This is a genomic window from Lactobacillus sp. M0403 (assembly GCF_016101265.1).
In the GTDB taxonomy this organism is placed as follows: Bacteria; Bacillota; Bacilli; order Lactobacillales; family Lactobacillaceae; genus Lactobacillus; species Lactobacillus apis.
Map to the genome: position 1 here is coordinate 312,610 of NZ_JACFQV010000002.1, position 19,887 is coordinate 332,496.

Annotated in this window: 13 protein-coding genes; 9 read left to right on the plus strand and 4 right to left on the minus strand. The window is 36.9% G+C overall.

Annotated elements, in window-relative coordinates; genetic code table 11:
- Window positions 1-4: 4 nt before the first annotated feature.
- Genes H3T48_RS04055 through H3T48_RS04070 form a run of 4 tightly spaced genes read left to right on the plus strand, consistent with a single transcriptional unit; the run spans window position 5 to window position 3,883 of the window.
- On the plus strand, window positions 5-757 hold the full coding sequence (locus H3T48_RS04055) for an SAM-dependent methyltransferase (protein WP_198188610.1): 753 nt from the start codon (window positions 5-7) through the stop codon (window positions 755-757).
- The gene (locus H3T48_RS04060; RefSeq protein WP_074425322.1) at window positions 747-1,712 is read left to right on the plus strand and encodes a hypothetical protein; all 966 of its coding nucleotides are present in this window, start codon (window positions 747-749) and stop codon (window positions 1,710-1,712) included. Before H3T48_RS04055 ends, H3T48_RS04060 begins: the two co-directional genes overlap by 11 nt.
- Complete coding sequence (locus H3T48_RS04065; RefSeq protein WP_198188611.1) at window positions 1,705-3,075, plus strand: RsmB/NOP family class I SAM-dependent RNA methyltransferase; 1,371 nt, start codon at window positions 1,705-1,707, stop codon at window positions 3,073-3,075. Before H3T48_RS04060 ends, H3T48_RS04065 begins: the two co-directional genes overlap by 8 nt.
- A 19-nt stretch (window positions 3,076-3,094) precedes the next feature.
- Window positions 3,095-3,883 carry an HAD family hydrolase gene (locus H3T48_RS04070; RefSeq protein WP_198188612.1) on the plus strand — a complete coding sequence of 263 codons (789 nt, stop codon included), beginning with the start codon at window positions 3,095-3,097 and terminating at the stop codon, window positions 3,881-3,883.
- A gap of 55 nt (window positions 3,884-3,938) precedes the next feature.
- Here the strand turns inward: H3T48_RS04070 and fni are convergent, their stop codons facing one another.
- From fni to mvk, 4 genes are read right to left on the minus strand one after another with little or no spacing between them, the layout of a single operon-like run.
- Window positions 3,939-4,955, minus strand: coding sequence for a type 2 isopentenyl-diphosphate Delta-isomerase (gene fni, locus H3T48_RS04075; protein WP_198188613.1), 1,017 nt, complete (start codon window positions 4,953-4,955; stop codon window positions 3,939-3,941).
- A gap of 8 nt (window positions 4,956-4,963) precedes the next feature.
- On the minus strand, window positions 4,964-6,046 hold the full coding sequence (locus H3T48_RS04080; RefSeq protein WP_198188614.1) for a phosphomevalonate kinase: 1,083 nt from the start codon (window positions 6,044-6,046) through the stop codon (window positions 4,964-4,966).
- A gap of 34 nt (window positions 6,047-6,080) precedes the next feature.
- Complete coding sequence (gene mvaD, locus H3T48_RS04085; protein WP_198188615.1) at window positions 6,081-7,040, minus strand: diphosphomevalonate decarboxylase; 960 nt, start codon at window positions 7,038-7,040, stop codon at window positions 6,081-6,083.
- Window positions 7,040-7,948: a mevalonate kinase gene (gene mvk / locus H3T48_RS04090; RefSeq protein ID WP_198188616.1), complete on the minus strand. Its 909-nt coding sequence runs from the start codon at window positions 7,946-7,948 to the stop codon at window positions 7,040-7,042. Before mvk ends, mvaD begins: the two co-directional genes overlap by 1 nt.
- 77 nt (window positions 7,949-8,025) lie before the next feature.
- Between mvk and H3T48_RS04095 the strand changes: the two genes are divergently transcribed.
- From H3T48_RS04095 to asnS, 5 genes are all read left to right on the plus strand, one after another.
- Window positions 8,026-11,562, plus strand: a complete 3,537-nt coding sequence (locus H3T48_RS04095; RefSeq protein WP_198188617.1) for a PD-(D/E)XK nuclease family protein — start codon at window positions 8,026-8,028, stop codon at window positions 11,560-11,562.
- Between the two features lie 3 nt (window positions 11,563-11,565).
- Entirely contained in the window at window positions 11,566-15,183 is a 3,618-nt protein-coding gene (addA, locus tag H3T48_RS04100) for a helicase-exonuclease AddAB subunit AddA (protein WP_198188618.1), read from the plus strand.
- 19 nt (window positions 15,184-15,202) lie between these two features.
- Complete coding sequence (locus tag H3T48_RS04105; protein WP_370567526.1) at window positions 15,203-18,013, plus strand: helicase C-terminal domain-containing protein; 2,811 nt, start codon at window positions 15,203-15,205, stop codon at window positions 18,011-18,013.
- Window positions 17,982-18,464, plus strand: a complete 483-nt coding sequence (locus H3T48_RS04110; RefSeq protein ID WP_198188619.1) for a hypothetical protein — start codon at window positions 17,982-17,984, stop codon at window positions 18,462-18,464. The genes H3T48_RS04105 and H3T48_RS04110 overlap by 32 nt, the downstream gene beginning before the upstream one ends.
- Window positions 18,465-18,530: 66 nt before the next feature.
- Window positions 18,531-19,829 carry an asparagine--tRNA ligase gene (asnS, locus tag H3T48_RS04115; RefSeq protein WP_198188620.1) on the plus strand — a complete coding sequence of 433 codons (1,299 nt, stop codon included), beginning with the start codon at window positions 18,531-18,533 and terminating at the stop codon, window positions 19,827-19,829.
- The last annotated feature ends 58 nt before the right edge of the window (window positions 19,830-19,887 follow it).

Sequence of the window (19,887 nt, forward strand, 5' to 3'; positions counted from 1 at the left end):
AGAAATGACAGATTATTTAAAGAAAATTAATCAATTAGATGCTCAGCTTGATAACCCACTAATTCATGACCAAATTAAAGAGGTTAATCAAATTGACCGCTACATGAAAGAAAAGAAAATCTTACCGACTGCTCCTAGACGACTTGGTTTTTATCCAAATGAAGTTGAAAAGCTTGAAAGTTGTATGTCAAGGCAGCAGAAGGGCAATATAAAAGTTACTAATCAGCTTCTTAATAGCATGAGGCAGTACCTATCAATCAATTACGGTGTTTGGTCATTGCCAAATTTGGAAACTGCCAAACTAATTAAGGAGCAGTTTAAAATTAGCTCCGTTTTAGAAATTATGGCAGGAAATGCATATTGGTCTAAAGCTTTAACTGAAGTAGGTTTAAAGACAATTGCAACAGACTCATTAGAATGGTCAAAAACTTCAAGAACTGGAAGCCAACAGGCTACAAAGGTATTGAATTTATCTGCACCTGAGGCAATTCGAGCGTTTCCTGAAGTACAACTAGTTATTTGTGCATGGGCACCTAATTTTGATGAAAGTGATTTAAGCGCGATAGAAGCTTGGCAAAATTACAATCCATCTAGTCGTTTGCTATTTATTGGTGAAAAAAATGGTGTAACTAATTCTGCTACTTTTTGGCACCAAATCCATTTCACTCATTCGTCAGAATTACAGGCAATTAATCATTCATTTACAAGCTTTGATTTTATTGAAGAACAAATATTTGAGATAAAACATGAGATCTAAAAAAATCCTCTTACTATTAATTATTTTTTTAACATTACTCGGTACGGGTACAATGCTTTCAAACGTCCAGTCCCAAGAAGCTAACCAACTACTTGAGGCTTATGGTTTGAGCAACAACACGCGCAGCTTTGAAATCAAAAATAACCAAAGTGTTAGCGACTTTTTAAAGTATCTAGAAAAAACCTTTCCCCAAAATAAAATCCAACTTCACTTAACGAGTAAAAGAAAGGACAATCAGACATTAGTTTGGTCTAATCATGATGTTTTAACATTACCAACGGAATCTGGACGATATTTTACTTCAGATGACTTTAAGGGACGTGTTTCATTTGGAGTTTTAGGCTTAAATGCTAAGGTTCCAACATTAAAAACACAAAATAATGAGTACATTAATTTAAATAATACTTATTATTCTGTGATTGGTACCCTGAAGCACTATCGCCGGATGAAACAAAATGGCTATTATCTAACAACCGGTACCAAGCAGCCTACAGGTAAATTCAAGCTTAAAGACTATACCATCATTATTGATAGCTCTAATAAGGTAATTAGAAAAATTGCCCGTCATTATCATGTTAAAGTTAAAACACCAGTATTTGTAAGAAAGCATCAGAAGCGTCAGCTTTCCGTAATTAAAGAATTTTTATTCATCATTTTGCTAGTCTTTGTGGCCACTATTGCTAACATCATCTTGGCTTACTTGGATTGGCAAACCGTTAAGGCGACTCACTTAAAAGGTAGTTTATTACGCAATTGGCTTGCCAATCATGGCTTTAGAATAATATTAGTAGAGCTATTATTATCACTTGGAGCATATTTCTTCCTTTGCTGGCGTGCTTTTTATTCAAATCGAGAGCACCTTTTAATGCTTCTTTTGGGCAGTTGGGGCGTAGTTGCGCTTGTTTATAGCTTCTTCATCTTTTTATGTTGGCGAAAGGAAAACACACATGCTTAATTTACCAACTGAATTTATTTCTAAATATCAAAAATTACTTGGTCAAAAGCAAGCACAAGAATTATTTGATGCAATGAACCAACCCGCCAAAAAGGCATTTAGAATCAATACTTTAAAAGGGCAGCGAGAAGTCTCTTATTCTCTTGATCAACCGATTCCCGGACTTAAAAATGCATACTACGGCCAGATTAATGGTCAAGACCCGGAAGCTATCAGTGGCTTAGTCTATTCTCAAGACCCTGCAGCAATGTTTCCTGCCATGATTGCTGATATCCACCCCGGAGATATAGTACTCGATTTATGTGCTGCTCCTGGAGGAAAAAGCACATTTATCGCTGAACAGCTGAAGGGTAAAGGATTACTTGTTGCAAATGAAATTTCTAATACACGCGTCAAAGCCCTAAGAGAAAACCTAGAGCGCTGGGGTGTAATTAATGCACTAATAACTTCTGCAAGCCCAGAAAAGTTAGTTCGGTCATTTACACATTTTTTCGATAAAATCATTGTCGACGCCCCGTGTAGCGGGGAAGGGATGTTTCGAAAAAATCCTGAAGCAGTCTCTTATTGGTCACAAGACTATGTCATGACTTGCCAAAAAAGGCAAAAGGAAATTCTGACCGAGGCAGTAAAAATGCTCAAACCTGGTGGCGAATTAATATACTCAACCTGTACCTTTTCACCAGAAGAGGATGAAGAAATCGTATCCTGGTTAGTAGAGCAATTGGGCTTTAAAATTCTTCCAATCAAAGTAAATACATCTGCTGTTGAACCAGGACGTCCTGACTGGGCTAATAATGATCCTGCTATAAAGGGGACATTACGTTTTTGGCCAAACGATAATTTAGGTGAAGGGCAGTATGTTGCCAAATTACAATTAGCTGAACGAGAAAAAAGTACTAATACAAAAGTTAAAAAGCGAAAAGCTCATCAAAACAAAGCCAAATTGACAACGTCAGAAAGTGCACTAGTTGCAGAAGTTTTAAAACCGTTTAATTTACCTTTAGAACTTGCTAACTGGTCAACATCTTGTTTAGTAAGTCAAAATCATGTTTATCTTCCTGCAATCGAGGCTGACAACATGCATTTTAAAATTATTAGTAACGGATTAGAGCTAGGAATTTTAAAGAAAAAGCGCTTTGAACCGAGTCATCAATTAGCGCTGGTATTAGGACAAAGAAAACAAAAACAGGTAGTAAATTTAACTAAAGAAGATTATGCTAAGTATATTCATGGCGAGACTATTCGCCTAGAATCAGCTTTACACGGTTTTGTGCTAGTTAGTTGCCAAAGTTGCGTGTTCAGTTTTGGTAAAATAACTAATAATGTTTTAAAGAATTTTTATCCAAAGGGATTACGGAAGTAAAAGAAAGTAACTATTAAAGATGATTAAATTAATTGCCACTGATATGGACGGTACATGGTTAACCGATGAAAAAACCTATGATGAAGAACTATTTTTGCGCGAGTTTGCTTTAATGCAGGAACAGGGAATTAAGTTTGTAATTGCCAGTGGAAATCAATATGAGAATATTTATTCTCGTTTTCCTAAAACAGCTCAGCAAATGTATTTTATTGCAGAAAATGGGGCACTGGTTGCTAAGGGAAGACAAGTTCTTCATGTTGACAGCTTATCCGATGAAGATTTTCAAACCATTTTGGAAATTGTTCAGACATACTCAGATGAAAAGGTCACTGTTTCTGGTCTTGCAAGTGCATATGTTTTAGAAAAAGATGGTCAGCGCTATGCAGAAGAGCTTAAAAAGTACTACCAAAAGCTGCGTATTGTCGAGGACTTTAACCATTTAGACGATCAGATTTTCAAGGTAACATTAGATGTTCCCGAAGACAGAATGCCGAAGTTGTTAAGTAAACTTCAACGCGATTATCCGCAAATTGGCTTTGTCTCTGGTTCATCTACCTCAATTGACATGTCAACTAAAGGGATGAACAAAGCTGTTGGCCTAGAATACTTAAGCAAAAAATTCCATATTAATTCGCGCGAAATGGTTGCGTTTGGCGACAGTGGTAATGACGTTGGGATGCTAAAATATGTTGGCCGGAGCTTTGTTACCGCCACCGCTTTGCCAGTTGCCAAAAGTGCAGCGGACCAAGTGATCGGATCAAGTAATGAAAGTGCCGTTCAAAAAGAAATATGGCATCTATTAAATTAAGACAAAAAAATATGCAAAGTAGAATTCTACTTTGCATATTTTTAATTATGTAAAATTAGCTCAATTGATCAATTAAGTTCTTCAAGGGCAGGTCGAAGTAATGCTTGATTTTACTTAAATTTGTTAAATCATTTTGACCGTAAATAGCTAACAAACTAGCTAATTCTTTTTGCCACGCCAAAATCATTTGTAGTAATGCATCTTCGCCCTGATCCTGATATGTCTGCAAAAAGACATTGGAAATGCCGACGTATTTTCCTCCCAAACATAAACCTTTAAAAATATCTAATGCATTACGAACACCACCTGACACGATAAAGGTAACCTTTTCTTCAGCCGCCATTAAAGCAGAAACAACAGTTGGCAATCCAATCGTTTCAAGATAAGAAAGGTCATTTTGGTTTCGTGCATTTTCAATCTTAGCAAAATCCGTTCCGCCACTGCCAGCAATATCAAATAGTTCAAAGCCTTCGTTTTTTAGTAAATGAATTGTCGCTTGGTCTAAACCGCAGCCGACTTCTTTTATAATTATCGGAACGGTAACATTTTGACGTAATTCAATTAAGTTATCTAGCCACAAAAAATCGCGATCGCCTTCAGGCATAGCAATTTCCTGAACTGTATTCAAATGAATCTGTAAAGCATCAGCATTAAGTTCATCAACAATTTTTTGAGCATCCATAGCCTCAGTCTTCGCATTCACGTTTGCAATTATGACACCGTCAGGATTTTTTTCACGTGCAATCAAAAAGCTGTCAAGTTGTTCAGCTTCTTTAACTAAGATACTTGCAGAACCCAATGCAAGACCTATTTTAGCTTGCTGAGCAATTTTACCAAATGCTTGGTTAATAGAGAATGATTTTGCAGAACCACCGGTCATTGCGTTAATAAAAAAGGGCGCATTGACGTTTTTGCCAAACATAGTTGTTTTAATCGAACTTAAGTCAACTTTTGCTTCTGGCAAAGCAGGTCGTAAAAGTCCCATTTGGTCAAAGCTATTTGGCTTATTCGGTTCATAAAATTGGTTTGCTAAAGAAAGGTGTTCTTCCTTACGTTTTGATCTAATTGACATTTTTCTTCTTACTGCATTAGCTTTACTTGATGAACGTGAAGGTCAAGGGGTAAAACATTGTTTTTACGCCATTGCTGTTCAAGCTCATTAACATTAGTTTGTTCATCGGTTATAACGATGCCACAATCTCCGTTACCCGCACCTGATGTTTTTGCCGCACCACCAAATGACTCAGCAATATTGATCAATTTTGACAAACGGGGAATCTCAATTGCAATTTGATTTATTTGAGCAAAGTGCTGTAACAGTTTCCTGTTTTCTCGAATTTGCATCTTTATTAGGTCAATATTGCCTTGTTCAAAACCATCAATCATGCGTAATACGCATTTTCGCGATTGTTGTAAAAATTGTTTATATTCGACATTTAATGCTGCTTTATTGGCATTAGTTTCATCAACTAGGCGTGAAGTTGATGCAGGTTTTTGACTCCATCCAATCAATAAGTTCATCCCTTCAGGAGGGGTCAATAATTGAATTTTTAGCCCTGGCCATGCTTCATCAACAACTTCAGAAAGTGACTTTTGTGTTAATTCGCGTTTCAGCCATTTTTTATCAAATGTTTGATAGGCAATCCAGCCACCATAAACACTCGCAGCAATATCTCCTGCAGAGCCGTTTCCTTGAACAGAGTAGTGGGAAATAGCGGACAGTTTATAAACTAGTTCGTTACTAAAAGGCACGTTATAAAAACGTAGAATCGCTTTAACCGTGGCTACTGTGACTGCCGCACTAGAACCTAGACCATATTTTTTTCCGTCAGCTGAGTCAAGATCAGAATTGACGTGCAAATCATATACTCGTAATTTGATATGTTGTTCGAGGCAAAAACGTTCCGTTAAGTTAATTGCCGACAAAATATATTCAAAAGGATTATCACGATTGTCGATCACCATTTTGGCACCACGTCGTACCCAGTGAATAGAATCCTGCGAATATTGTTTGGAATGAATCGAACCAGTAGATGACTTAGATTTAGTAATCGAAACCCGGATAAATTGATTAACTGCGACCAAAATTGCGGGGCAATCCTGTTCTAAAACTGCATATTCACCGGCGATGTATAACTTACCGGGCGCTTGTTCTGTTATCAAAGAATTTAATCTCCTAACCAATTTAAATACATTATTAATCCAAATATTTGATACCTGGACCAAAACTTGCATTTACTATCTTAACATTGTCAAATTCTGATATGAAACGCTTAGTAATTTCTTTTACATTTTTTAACCGAGTCATAACTTTTACATTTGGGCCAGCGTCGATTGTATAGTAACATTCTATTCCTTCTCTTCGCAGCTGCTCAACAAGTTTGATTGCTCTAATCGTATCCGGCTCAAAATAGGTAAATCCAGGTTGAGCCGTTAAGTTAACAGCATGCATCTCATTAGCATTTAATTCGGCTAATTGACCCAAAGCCGTAAAGTCGTTTTGTTCAATTGCTTCAATCATTTTATCTATTTCTGCTTGATTGCGTTCTAGCCAAGGCTGGAAAAAGGGCGAGGTTTTGGCCAGCTGCATTCCGTTAGTTGAAGATAATTCTTTGGGGTTAGGATTAAGTTCAACCGCTAATAAATGTAAGTCCATTTCAGGTTGCTCATTTATTGCATACGCATAAGAGGTCAAATCACTATTTCCTTTCTGCCACATCGCAAAACCACCAAATACTGAACGACATGCCGAGCCTGACCCCATTCTTGCCAAGCATGAAAGTTCTTGACGGTCAATCTGCAGATCATAGTACGAGCTAAATGCACCTGCTAAAGCAGCAAACGCCGAACTAGAAGAGGCGAGACCAGCTGCAGTTGGAACATGATTGGTAGATTCAACTTGTAAGTGCCCAGTTAAACCAAATCTTTCTTGTAAAAATCTAAGATACAAAAAAACGCGCTGGGCACTTTTACCAGTTTGCTCAGTACCATTTAAAATGAAACGGTCTTTTTCACTATCAGAAATTTTGGTATCAGTATAAAATTCATCTAGTGTCATTGAAATACTCGACATAGCAGGCAAGCGCATAGCCTGGTCTTCTTTTCCCCAATATTTTATTAGAGCAATATTTGTGTGTGCACGAACAGTTTTTTTCATTAAATTTCCTCGATCCAGCTATTAACAGCAACATTTTGACATTTTTTAGCAATTGACTTAGCTATTTCAACGTTGTCGCAAAGTACAATGACGATTCCACCTAAACCACTTCCAGACAGTTTAAAGCCCAAAGCTCCATTTTCAAAAGCAAGTTGTTGTAACTGTTTAATTTTATTTGTGGCAAGGCCAAAAGAATCTAGTATTTCTTCAGCTTCGTTAAAAATTTTGCCAACACTAACGCGGTCATGATTAACCCAAGCTTGTTTTGTATCATCGGCCAATTGACCCAAACGTTTAATCTTTTCACTAGCTACAGGAGAGGACTGGACTTGCTGTTGAACTTGAGCAACAGCTTTTTTTGTACTACCCAATTCACCCGTGTCCATAATTAAAAGGGTAGCGTTTAGCTTGGCGCGCAAAACACTGGGACCTGACTTTTTATTAAAAAAGACAAGGTAATCAGAATTAACGGTCGCAGCATCCAACCCTGACGCTTTGCCATGATTAATTGTTTCAGCATGATTCGTAACTTCAATTATTTCATCATTTGACAAGTTTAAATTAAAGTAGTCGTTCATTGCCTTGGTTGTTGCAAGGGCAACTGTTGCACTTGAGCCTAGTCCACGCTCGATTGGAATTTCTCCTGTATAAGTTATCCTTAAATTTTCGCTACTATTAGCTTTTGTAAGCATCGTTTTAACGACATACTTCAAGCCATCGTATTCATCTGGCGCCATAAAAAAAGGCCCATGATATGATGCAGTATCCATCCACATTTGTGGGCCCGGTTCTACGGTTGCTTTAATGTGTAAAGACATGATTGGCAAGGCAAGGGCATTATAGCCATAAACCACTGAATGTTCACCAATCAAAATCACTTTTCCGTGCGCTAAATAACTCGATTTCATTTTATTTAAGATCCTTAATGTTTGTGAAAAAAGTTTAGCTCCTATGCTAAAATATGTAGCAAAGGAGAAGAGAACAAATGATCAAAATTCTAGTCGGTCGTCAAACCGATCCAATGCAGGAAAAAGTTTTACAAGCAGCAGTTGAAAATTATCAAAAATTTCCAAAGCAACAAACTTTTGTCATTGTTCCCAATCACATTAAGTTTACCACAGAAATCAGAGCAATAAATAGACTTGCTATTAGTCAAGGCAATACTGAGCAATCAGTTAAGAACTTGCAAGTGTTATCTTTTTCACGACTTGCGTGGTTTTTTCTAAAGGATTCAAAGCAGGTGATGCCCACCCAGCTAGACAACACTGCGGCAGCAATGATTTTAGCTAAAGTCATTGAACAAAAACGTGATCAGCTCCACCTCTTCAAAAATGTCAATGTTAGTCCTGGCCTAGTTAAGCAGCTTTACAGTACTATTTTGCAAGTTAGAGAAGGTAATCTAGACTTAGATGACTTTGATCAAGATAAGTTAGACCTTGAAACTAAAAACAAAGTGGCTGATTTGAAAATTCTTTATGAAGCTTTCATTGACACCATTAAAGATAAGTTTTCAACTTCTAACGAAATTCAGTTACAGCTAAATGAATTTCTGGCTAGTGGGATTGATTTGAGTAAGACTGACTTTTACTTTAGTGATTTTTCACACTTTTCCTTGCAGGAATGTTTGACTGTCAAATTATTGATGAAGCATGCAAATAGTGTAACTCTGGCTTTTAAAACCAAAACCGGTGAGCTTGACGCTAAAGCAGAACCCGGTGATTATGACTATGTCATTCAAAGAACGATTAACCAATTGGTTAAATATATCGAAGCAAACGAACTAAATTATCAGGTTGAAACTACTAAACCCTCGGCAGCGCCAACTAACCGAGAGCTACTTAACTCATTTTGGACTGGTACCGTCCCTGAAGTAGGAAAATTAAATAATATCCAGCTAATTCGTGCCGACAACCGGTATGCTGAAGCATATTTTGTTGCTCGAACTATTTACCAGCAGGTGGCGCTTAATAATTATCGCTACCGCGATTTTTTAGTGCTTGCGCCTAATCTGCATGAATACGAAACCTATCTTTCGCCAATTTTACGGCAAAATGACATTCCATTTTTTAACGATTTACAACAGGAAATGAAATATCATCCCTTAGTTGTTTTAATTGAGAATATCGCTCAGCTGTTAACTAGGCCACTTCAAACACAAAATATGCTTGCGATTATGAAGACACATTTAATTATTCCGGATTGGTATAAGGATGAGACTTCATTCATTCATGACGTTGATGAGCTCGAAAATTTTGTTTTAGCCCACGGCATTAACCATAACTTGTGGAAACGCGATTTTACAGATTATATTGCTGCTGAAGTTATTCGACTAGACAGAGTTCCAGATGAAGTTGCCAAAATTGAAAAATTAAAGGACTTTTTTGTTAAGAAGATTACTTCTTTGTTAAAAAAACTAGCAGAAGAAACAGACACGCAAAAGGCAATCACCACTTTCTTCAACTTTTTAGTTAACAATCACGTGCCAGCAGTACTAGAAAAGTGGCGCCAAGATGCCCAAGAAGACGGTGACCTTCAACAAGCAAGGCAATCAGAACAAGTTTGGGATTTATTAATTACGCTACTTCATGACTATCTATTAATCAATCCAGATGAGTTTGAGCTTGACAGTTTCTTCAATGTACTAATCAATGGCTTTAAAGAAGCAACATTTGCCCAGATTCCTTCTACACTGGATGCTGTCAATATTTCTGAAACGGGAATTGTTCAGCTCAGTGGATACAAGCAAGTCTTTATCATGGGCGCCACCAATACAGGTTTGCCTAAGATTCAAAATGTACCAGGCTTTTTGAGCTCTGAAAATTTACAAACTTTAACTAACAGTGGTGCATTTAAGGAAGATTCTTATATTGAAGACCAGCAACAAACCAGTAACCTTGACCAAAATTATCAATTTGGTCTGCTACTGGCGCTTGGTAGTGACATGACCTATGTTTCATATTCTGTAGTAAACGCAGAGAATGAGTCGGTTCAACCTTCTATTTATTATGAACGACTTAAACGTGTCGCAGGTGTCGATACCAGCGTGCAAGAAGCAGCTAATAAAAAAGAGGCTGAAGAAAAGGAAAGAGTTGAATTTGCTCAACATAATCTTCCAGAAAAGCTAAATGATCTCTTGTCTTTTTTAACCAATCCGCAAGCTAGTCTTGGGTATTTAACATACCTAAAGCAGGCACATCCGGAAGTTAATATTGAGCACTTATTTGAACTGACTAAGGAGCGCATCCCTAAAAAGACTAAAATGGTGCTTGACGCAAGTCAGTTTGACAATCACCCACAAGATATCGGTGCAGAGCTTGCTCAGCAATTATACGGAGAAAACCTAAACTCTTCAGTTTCGCAACTCGAAACTTTTTATGAAAATTCTTATGAGTACTTTTTAAATTATGGCCTTCGTTTACGCAAACGATTTGATAATGAATTTGATGTAATCCAAGCCGGAAATTATTTCCATGAAACCTTTGATCGTTTAGTGAAAGAGCTGAATAAGGAAAAGCTTGATTTGGCCGAAATTGATGATCTGAAGCTGAATCAATTGCTTGAAGTTGCTCGCGAAAAAATGAAGAGTGAAGCAAAATATAAACAACTTCGTAATGATCCATTTAATGTGTTCCTCTTTAAGTGTCTCGATCAAACCACTACTAATGTGGCTGTTAATTGGCATCGCGCAGTTAAAAAGACTCCATTAAGAGCAAAGTACTCTGAACTTAGCTTTGGCTTTGGTGAAAAAGTACCCGGACTAGACTTATTAGTGCCAAATCTAGATGGGAAGCATTATGTCAATTTACGAGGGAAAATGGATCGAGTCGATTTGGCAAAGGTTAGTGATCAAAACGAGTATATTGCCCAAGTTATCGACTATAAGTCTTCCGCCAAAAAGTTTAATTTAGGACTGTTTTATCAGGGAATTTCATTGCAAATGGTCTCGTATATGGATGTGCTAATGCGAAATCAGCAGTTTTTTACTGGTAAAGAGCCAATGTCATTACTCGGAGCATTTTACCAAACCATTACCAGACAAACTGAACGTTTAAACGGTAAGGATCTATACGGCAATAACTTACAACTTAAGCAAGCTAACTTAGATGGAAAAACGAAGCTCAAGTATAACGGTCTTATTAACTATGATCAGGCCGTTATCTTAGACGCCGATCCTGCACTAAGTAATGGTGGTACCACTTCGGAAATCTATGCTGGGGTCAATAGTAAGAAAGATGGTTCGTTGAGTTTTCGTGGCAACGCGTTTAATGATGAAGAAATTGAACTTCTTCTAAAATATGATGAAGAATTAATCAAAGATGCATCTAGTCAAATTCTCTCTGGTAAGGTTCAGCTCAATCCCTATAAATATGGCCAGCAAGTCACTGCTTTGACATACTCTGACTATCGGGATATCTTCTTCTTTGATGCAATGCTAAAAGAAAACAAATACCATCAAATTGATAATTTGAGTAAAACAGAATTAATGAACAAAATTAAAGAGAAACTGGGAGAGGAGGAATAAGTGATGCCAAATTATACGAATGAACAACAGCAGGCAATAGACGATCGTGACCTTGATATTCTGGTTTCTGCTTCTGCTGGGAGCGGAAAGACAACTGTTTTAGTAGAGAGACTTATGCAGGAAATTCTCACTGGAACGGGTGTAAATGAGTTATTAGTCGTGACCTTTACTAAAGCAGCTGCTCAAGAAATGAAAGCAAAAATCAAAAGTGCCCTTGAGCAGAGACTAAATAAGCATGAAAAACTTAAAATTGACTTACGAGAGCAGCTTAACTTAATTGACGCTGCTAATATCTCAACGATTGATGCTTTCTGTCTAGATGTTATTCATCGTTTTTACTATGTCATTGACCTTGATCCTAGTTTTAGTGTTTTAACGGATGAGACTCAAGCAGCATTAATGCGTGAGCGAGCACTGCAAGAAATTGAAAGTGAATTTTTAGAAAACGATGATCAAGCTTTTATTGCTTTTTACGAAAATTTTGCCGGCGACCGTAGTGCTGAATCTGCACGTGACTTGTTATTAGACTTATATAATTATGCAATGGCTAAGCCTGATTACCGTGACTGGTTAAAAAACTTACCAACTCAATATGAAATTGGTGACGATGTCACTCATTCAAAGCTATGGCAAAAGAACATTAAGCCTTATCTTTTGACCACTTTTTCTGATTTAAAGGAAAAACTTGAGCAGTTGCTGGCAACAGCTGCCATGGAAACCAAAGAATTAGCAAAAGTTAAAGACAGCTTCCAACTCTTTGATAAGTGCTTGCAAAATTATCTGGCTAGTATTGAAAGTGATGAAAATTATGATAAGCAAAGAGAGCTATTAAGAAGTTGCCTCTTTACCAGTTTTCGTAAATCGAGCAAATGGGATGAAGATTTACTTGATTTTTATGAGGAATGCGTTGAGTTAAAAAAAGATGCTTCCGAGCAAGTATTTACGTCTTTTACCTCCTTTTATGCTACCGATGAAAAAGAACAAATTTCCTTGCTAAACAAAGGGCATCAAATTATGGTTGCAATCGTTAAAGCAGAGCTGGCCTTAATTGAGCGATTTGACCAATTGAAGCGTGCAGAAAATCTGGTTGACTATAGTGATATGGAGCAATTTGCTTATCAAATACTGAGTCAAGATACTTCAAATTCGCAAATGGCGCGGTCGTTTTATCAAACTAAGTTCAAAGAAATCTTGGTTGATGAATATCAGGATATTAATCCCTTGCAAGAACGAATACTGCAGTTGATTAAAAAGGACGGACAAAATAATTTATTTATGGTGGGGGATGTTAAGCAATCAATCTACGGTTTCCGACAAGCTGAGCCTTCGCTTTTCCTCCATAAGTATCAAGAGGCAGCTAAAGATGAGAACAAGCAGGATGAACGGATTCTATTATCTGCAAATTTCCGTTCAACAAAGCCGGTAATTAAACTCGTTAACCAGGTATTTGATCATGTTTTGACTACTGACTTTGGTGGGATTGACTACCAAAAAGAAGGGCAGTTAGTTTTAGGTGCTAATTACTATCCCGAAAAACTGCCCCAAGCCAGTGAACTAATATACAGCGAAAAAGATGGCCAAGATGGTTCAACTAATACCGAAGATGAAGACGAAATCGATTCAGCTGAAATTGCAATGGTAATTAATCGAATTAAGCAGTTTAAAAACGAGAATTTGCAAGTTTACGATACTCAGACAAAGAAAAAGCGGAACTTTAAATACAGCGATATTGCGATTTTAACTAGAAGCCGTAGCGATAACTTAGCAATTATGCAGGAGTTTGCCAAAAATGACATTCCGTTACTGGTGACGGATGCAAAAAATTACTTCCAAACGCTTGAATTAACAATTGTGCTAAACTACTTGCGCATCATTGATAACCCAGATCAGGATATTCCGCTAGTTGCAGTATTGCGGTCACCACTATTTAATTTCACTGAAACTGATTTAGCCAAAATCAGAGTACATAGTAAAAATACCGGTTTTTATGATGCCTTAACTTCTTATGTTGCAGTCAATGATGAGCTGAGTCAAAAAACAAAGATTTTTCTAAATCAGTTAGAAGAGTTACGTCACTTTGCAGCTAATCATCGTATTTCTGAGTTAATTTGGAGCATTTACGAACGAACTAATTTACTTGAAATAATGACTGCTTTGCCAAACGGAAAGCAAAGACGCGTCAACCTTGAAGCACTTTATGAGCGTGCCAGTTCATATGAAAGTGCTGGCTTTAAAGGACTATATCAGTTTATTAACTTTATTGAGCGAATGAGGCGCAGTCAAAAAGACTTAGCACAACCTCTAGTTACTAAAGAAGCGGGGGACTCTGTTAGACTGATGACTGTCCATGGTTCTAAAGGGCTTGAATTCCCAATTGTTTTTTATATTGGTTTACAGCACCGCTATCAAATGCGTGATTTAAGCGGTAATTATATTATCAATGCAAATAATTTGGGTCTAACAATCAGGCAAGAACATTATCGCGCCGATACACTGCTCAAATCTTATGATAATATTGCTCAAAAGCAGCAATTGTTGGAAGAAGAGGCACGTATTCTTTATGTAGGGATGACACGTGCACGCCAAAAACTAATTCTTATTACAGAAGTCAAAAATTACGAAAAGACGCGCCAAAAATGGCAAAATCAGCTTAATGGTCGACAGAAATTGCCTTTAAGTAGTAAATTAAACGCTACTAGCTCAATGAGTTTTATTGGTCCAGCAATTAATTTTGACAAATATCCCGAAATCAAGATTAGTGATATCACGAATTCATTAGATGAAGAGACACCATTTTTGTTAGTCCATTATGAAAATGAAAAAATTTCTTCTGAAATAGCTAAAACAGAAGAAGTGGCCTCTGACCAAGATCATGCTTTATTAACAAGAATAGCTCCTAAGTTGTACGATTACGACTATCCTTTCAGAGATGCCAGTTCGACTACGGCTTATCAATCTGTTTCTGAAATAAAGAAAGCATTCAATGATCCATTGGAAACTGAGTTGGAAAATGCACACTTATTGGCTTCAACCAATCGTTATCTCCAGCCAATTGAAACTAAACCTGACTTTTTGTTTGAAACTAAATTTACTGGAGCAGAGATTGGTACTGCGACACACTTGCTTCTCCAGTACTACGATTACAATCAAAAAGGTGAGCCGGAACAACTTGAACTTGAAATAAAAGATTTAATTAAACAAGACAAGTTAAATCCAGAAATTGTCCCTAGCATTAATCAGCAACAAATCAATTGGTTCGTTCACAGTGATTTTGCTAAACAGTTCTGGCAAAATCCTGCTCAACTTAAGCGAGAGGTTGAATTTTCCAGCCTGCTTTCTGCTAGTACCTTGTTTAACGATTTTAGTGATCCAAATGCTAAAATATTAATTCATGGTACAATTGATGGTTATTTCGTTGAAGATGATGGCATAATATTATTTGATTATAAAACTGACCACATTGATCAGCATAATTTAGATTTAGCAATTGCTAATATTAAGCAAAAGTATACTGGTCAACTGCGTTTATACGAGCGAGCACTTAACTCATTTGCTGAAAAGCCAGTTAAACATAAGTACCTAATCTTACTTGACGCAGAAAAAATAGTAGAAATAAATTAATTGAAATGAAGGTGAACTGATGACTGCTTTTGCTAAGGATACCTTTGCAGTCGTTGATCTTGAAACAACAGGTACCCAGCGCGAAGACGATAATCATATAATTCAATTCGGTTGCGCGATTATTAAAAACATGGAAGTCGTCAAGACCTATTCTTTTATGATTAACCCTCATCGCGAAATTCCTTTAACGGTTCAAAATTTGACCCACATTCATGATAGTGATGTTGCCAACCAAAAGGACTTTTCTTATTACGCACCAAAAATTATTAAAATTTTGAAGGACACTGTGTTCGTAGCACACAATGTCAATTTTGATTTACCTTTTTTGAATTATGAACTTGTGCAACATGGTTATGAAGCTCTAACTAACCGAGCAATTGACACGGTTGAATTAGCTAAAATCGCTTTCCCAACATTACCATCCTATAAACTAACAGATTTGACCAATCAGCTTCAAATAAAGCATCTTAATCCGCATAAGGCAGATTCTGACGCATATGGAACCGCCGTTTTACTAATCAAAATCATCAAAAAGCTTGAATCGCTACCGCAAGCAACTTTAAATACGCTAAGCTCACTAGCTCACGGTTTAATTCGTGATACGTCATGGGTTTTCTCGACAATCGCAGATGAAGCTCGCAAGCAAAAGCGACCACTAGATAAAAGTCAGATGCAAGTGCGTAACATCGTTTTGCAAAAACAGGAAATACATTCAACGGTTAAAAACGGTGACGCCGAAGCTGTTTTTCCAACTAATAATAAGGCGAAGTATAGTTTATTTAAAAACAAAATTAATTATCGCCAGCCGCAAGTTGACTTGATTAACCGAATTAATCTTTTTCTTGAAAGTCCCGATCAACGGGCTTTATTGGTAGAAGCTCCAAATGGGACCGGGAAAACTTTTTCTTACTTGTTTGCATATTCATACCAGCTCTACACTAATCGCAAATTAGTAATTGCTACGCCAACCAAGGTACTACAAGATCAAATTATTAGTCAGGAAGTGCCACAGCTACTAAATGTAACTAAACTTGATTTAGCGGCAGAAGTTGTTAAATCAAGTAGTCATTATTTGGATCTCGATGGGTTTTATCAAACCCTTTATCAGGGCACGCCTAATAAAATGACTTTAGTCTTGCAGATGCGGATTTTGGTCTGGCTAACGGAAACTAAGACTGGTGACCTAGATGAACTGCAATTAACCAATTATAAGGCACCGTTATTTGTTAAAATATCACATCCTGGTGACGCACGTGTTGGAAGTAGTTTTGCGGACGTTGACTTTTGGAATTTAGCACGCCAAAGACAAGAAGAAGCAGACATTCTTGTTACTAATCACGCATATTTGGCTAATCACTACAATGATTCAATTTGGGGGCAAAATCCTTACTTAGTAATTGACGAAGCACATCGCTTTGTTGATAACGTTATTACTTCACGTAATGATTCGTTCCAATTTGAATCTTTTTGGGGCACTTTGACACATTTACGCAATTTGCTCTTTTATGCAGATGATAGTGTTCTAAACCAGTATGGTGATGATGTGCAGTTTAATTTCTTACTGGCAAAATTAGACCCGGCAATCCTTAAACTAATCAATATCATCAACCAGTTGCAGCAAGAACTTTATCAAAAACGTAGCCGGGCAATTAGCAAAAACATGTTGCCGAATGGTAATTTATTACTGAGTTTTCAAGCAAGCGACTTATTCGGCGAAGACAGCAAGTTTTTAGCTACTTTAGCCAAACTGCAAAAGAAACTTGAAGAAGTCCGCCAGCAAACAAACGAGATTTTGTTTAAGCTTTATAATGAAACAGACACTTCAGGCACTGATCGAGACGCTATTTTAAGTGAAATCACAGAGCAAATTGATCACCTTGATTTTTACATTACCAAAAGCTACCAGCTATCTGATTTATTACAAACAGATACCAGTATGAGCCAAGAAGGCTTTATTGTTACTTTAACTAATCCAGCTGATCCACTAAGTGCAAATTTAAGTTGGCTAATGCTTGACGCTTCAGATGAACTAAAACAAATCTACGATCGTTTTGATCATCTTTCTTTTGTCAGTGCTACCTTAACAAGTGAAGGCAACTTTGATTATCTTGTTAAACAACTTGCCTTAACAGATATGCATCCCCAAGAATATGTTGGTAAAAGCACCTTCAAATTGGAAAGTCATTTGCAAGTACTTGCCGTTAGTGATCTACCTGATGTCGCCACTAATCAGTTTGATCAATCACTGGCAGAAATACTAGCAAATGATTTAAACCATAAAAATCACGTGCTTGTGCTGATGACCAATTTGAATAAAATTAAAGATGTCTATAGTATAATTTCGAATTCTCCAGCTCTACGTGATTTTGAAATTTTGGCTCAGGGAGTTTCAGGCTCTAACAACCGCATTACTAAACGTTTTGCAATTGCTCAAAAGGCAATTATTTTAGGAGCTGATAGTTTTTGGGAAGGAATCGATTTCCATGATTGTAATATCGACCTCGTAATTGCAGCAAAGCTGCCTTTTGAATCTCCGGACTTGCCTGAAGTAAAATTACGCCAGCAACAATTGCAAAAGCAAGGAATTGATATTTTTAAGACAGATGCAATCCCGCGTGCAATCATTCGTTTTAAGCAGGGAATGGGAAGACTAATCCGTGGTGAAAACGATCGAGGTCAATTTTTAATTTTAGATTCACGCCTTTGGACAAAAGATTATGGTAAAGTATTTTTAAATGCTATCCCTGTTAAAACAAACAAAATTAGTTTAAAAGAATTACGGAATAAGTTAGATAACTATGATAGAAGACGACACAAGACAAACGATTAAATTTGTAGCATGGCTAATTGGAATAATTATATTTCTCTATGCCGCTTCAGTTCTCATTTTTTATAAAGCAAGTAACCCTGAACGAAACGAAACAAAGCAGTTAAATCAAATTGCATTAGCTAAGTCCCCAATTACTAAAATTGAAAAAAATTATCACTTAGATCGGGGAGTTAACAGCTATTCATTAAAAGGTTCAAGTAAAAATCGCCAACAATACTATTTTATTTACCTGCCTGGTTCGAAAAAGGGCTACTTACTCTCAGCTAAAAAGGGCGTTGGTGAAGCAAAAGTTCGAAGTAGCTATCAGGCTCAAAATCCTAACAATAAAATTACCAAAGTTAATCTAGGTTGGTACAATAATCGAGCAGTTTGGGAAGTGACAGCAAAAGATCCAGCTGATCACTATCAATACCAATTATATGAATTTAAAAATGGAAATTTGCTAGGTTAAGTCGCTAAATACCAAAATCTTTGGTATGATTAAATTGATTTGATAAGGAAAGTGGAACAAGAATTTATGACAAAATTAATTTCAATTGCTGATTGTTCTAAACATGTAGACGAAGAAGTTCAAATGCATGTTTGGCTAACAGATAAGCGCTCAAGCGGAAAAATTGTTTTCTTGCAGTTACGTGATGGTACTGCATTCTTTCAAGGTGTAATCAGAAAAAATGATGTTTCTGATGAAGTTTTTGAAGCTGCTAAGTCTTTACACCAAGAAGCTAGCTTCTACATTACCGGTACTGTTCATCAAGATGAACGCTCACACTTTGGTTATGAAATTCAAATTTCTGATTTAAAAGTTGTTACTAATAGCGAAGGCTATCCAATTGGTAACAAGGAACACGGAATTGACTTTTTACTCGATCATCGCCATTTATGGCTACGTAGTAGAAGACCATTCGCAATTATGCGTATTAGAAACATGATTTTTAAAGCCACAGTCGACTTTTTTGAAAACGAAGGCTTTGTAAAATTTGATGCCCCAATTTTTATGCATTCTGCACCAGAAGGCACTACTGAATTATTCCATACTGAGTATTTCGGTGGGGATGCTTATCTTTCTCAATCTGGACAATTATATGGTGAAGTAGGTGCCGAGGCTTTCGGTAAAATCTTTACTTTCGGACCAACCTTTAGAGCTGAAGCATCTAAGACTCGTCGTCACCTAACTGAATTCTGGATGATGGAGCCGGAAATGGCTTGGATGCATCAAGATGAATCACTTGATATTCAAGAACGTTTTCTTTCATACGTTGTTAAGCAAGTACTAGATAATTGCCAATATGAATTAAGTTTACTTGGTCGTGATCCAAAGAAATTGGAACCAGCTGCTGAAGGAAACTACACCCGTTTATCATACGATGATGCTGTAAAAATGCTTCAAGAAGACGGTCGTGACTTTAAATGGGGCGATGATTTTGGTGCTCCAGATGAAGCTTTCATTTCCGAAAAATTTGATCGTCCATTCTTTATTGTTAACTATCCTACTTCAATTAAACCATTCTACATGAAGAAGAACCCTGAAAATCCAAAAGAATATCTTTGTGCAGATGTTTTAGCCCCAGAAGGATATGGCGAAATTATGGGTGGCTCTGAGCGTGAAAGCGATTATGACACCTTAAGAGAGCAAATTAAGGAAGCCGGTTTGAACGAAGATAATTACAGCTGGTACCTTGACTTACGTAAGTATGGTAGCGTGCCACACTCTGGCTTTGGAATGGGCTTTGAACGTGTAATTGCTTGGATTTGTAAGCTAGACCACGTACGTGAAGCAATTCCGTTCCCAAGAATGATTAACAGAGTTGAACCTTAAATTTGATTAATTAAATAAGTTAAAAAGTTGGACTAAGTTACTTTAGTTCAACTTTTTT

Coding starts and splice junctions, on each gene's coding strand:
- H3T48_RS04070 (WP_198188612.1), top strand. CDS start 3,095: ATGATTAAATTAATTGCCACTGATATGGACGGTACATGGTTAACCGAT.
- H3T48_RS04055 (WP_198188610.1), top strand. CDS start 5: ATGACAGATTATTTAAAGAAAATTAATCAATTAGATGCTCAGCTTGAT.
- addA (WP_198188618.1), top strand. CDS start 11,566: ATGCCAAATTATACGAATGAACAACAGCAGGCAATAGACGATCGTGAC.
- H3T48_RS04065 (WP_198188611.1), top strand. CDS start 1,705: ATGCTTAATTTACCAACTGAATTTATTTCTAAATATCAAAAATTACTT.
- H3T48_RS04105 (WP_370567526.1), top strand. CDS start 15,203: ATGACTGCTTTTGCTAAGGATACCTTTGCAGTCGTTGATCTTGAAACA.
- mvaD (WP_198188615.1), bottom strand. CDS start 7,040: ATGAAAAAAACTGTTCGTGCACACACAAATATTGCTCTAATAAAATAT.
- H3T48_RS04060 (WP_074425322.1), top strand. CDS start 747: ATGAGATCTAAAAAAATCCTCTTACTATTAATTATTTTTTTAACATTA.
- asnS (WP_198188620.1), top strand. CDS start 18,531: ATGACAAAATTAATTTCAATTGCTGATTGTTCTAAACATGTAGACGAA.
- H3T48_RS04110 (WP_198188619.1), top strand. CDS start 17,982: ATGATAGAAGACGACACAAGACAAACGATTAAATTTGTAGCATGGCTA.
- fni (WP_198188613.1), bottom strand. CDS start 4,955: ATGTCAATTAGATCAAAACGTAAGGAAGAACACCTTTCTTTAGCAAAC.
- mvk (WP_198188616.1), bottom strand. CDS start 7,948: ATGAAATCGAGTTATTTAGCGCACGGAAAAGTGATTTTGATTGGTGAA.
- H3T48_RS04095 (WP_198188617.1), top strand. CDS start 8,026: ATGATCAAAATTCTAGTCGGTCGTCAAACCGATCCAATGCAGGAAAAA.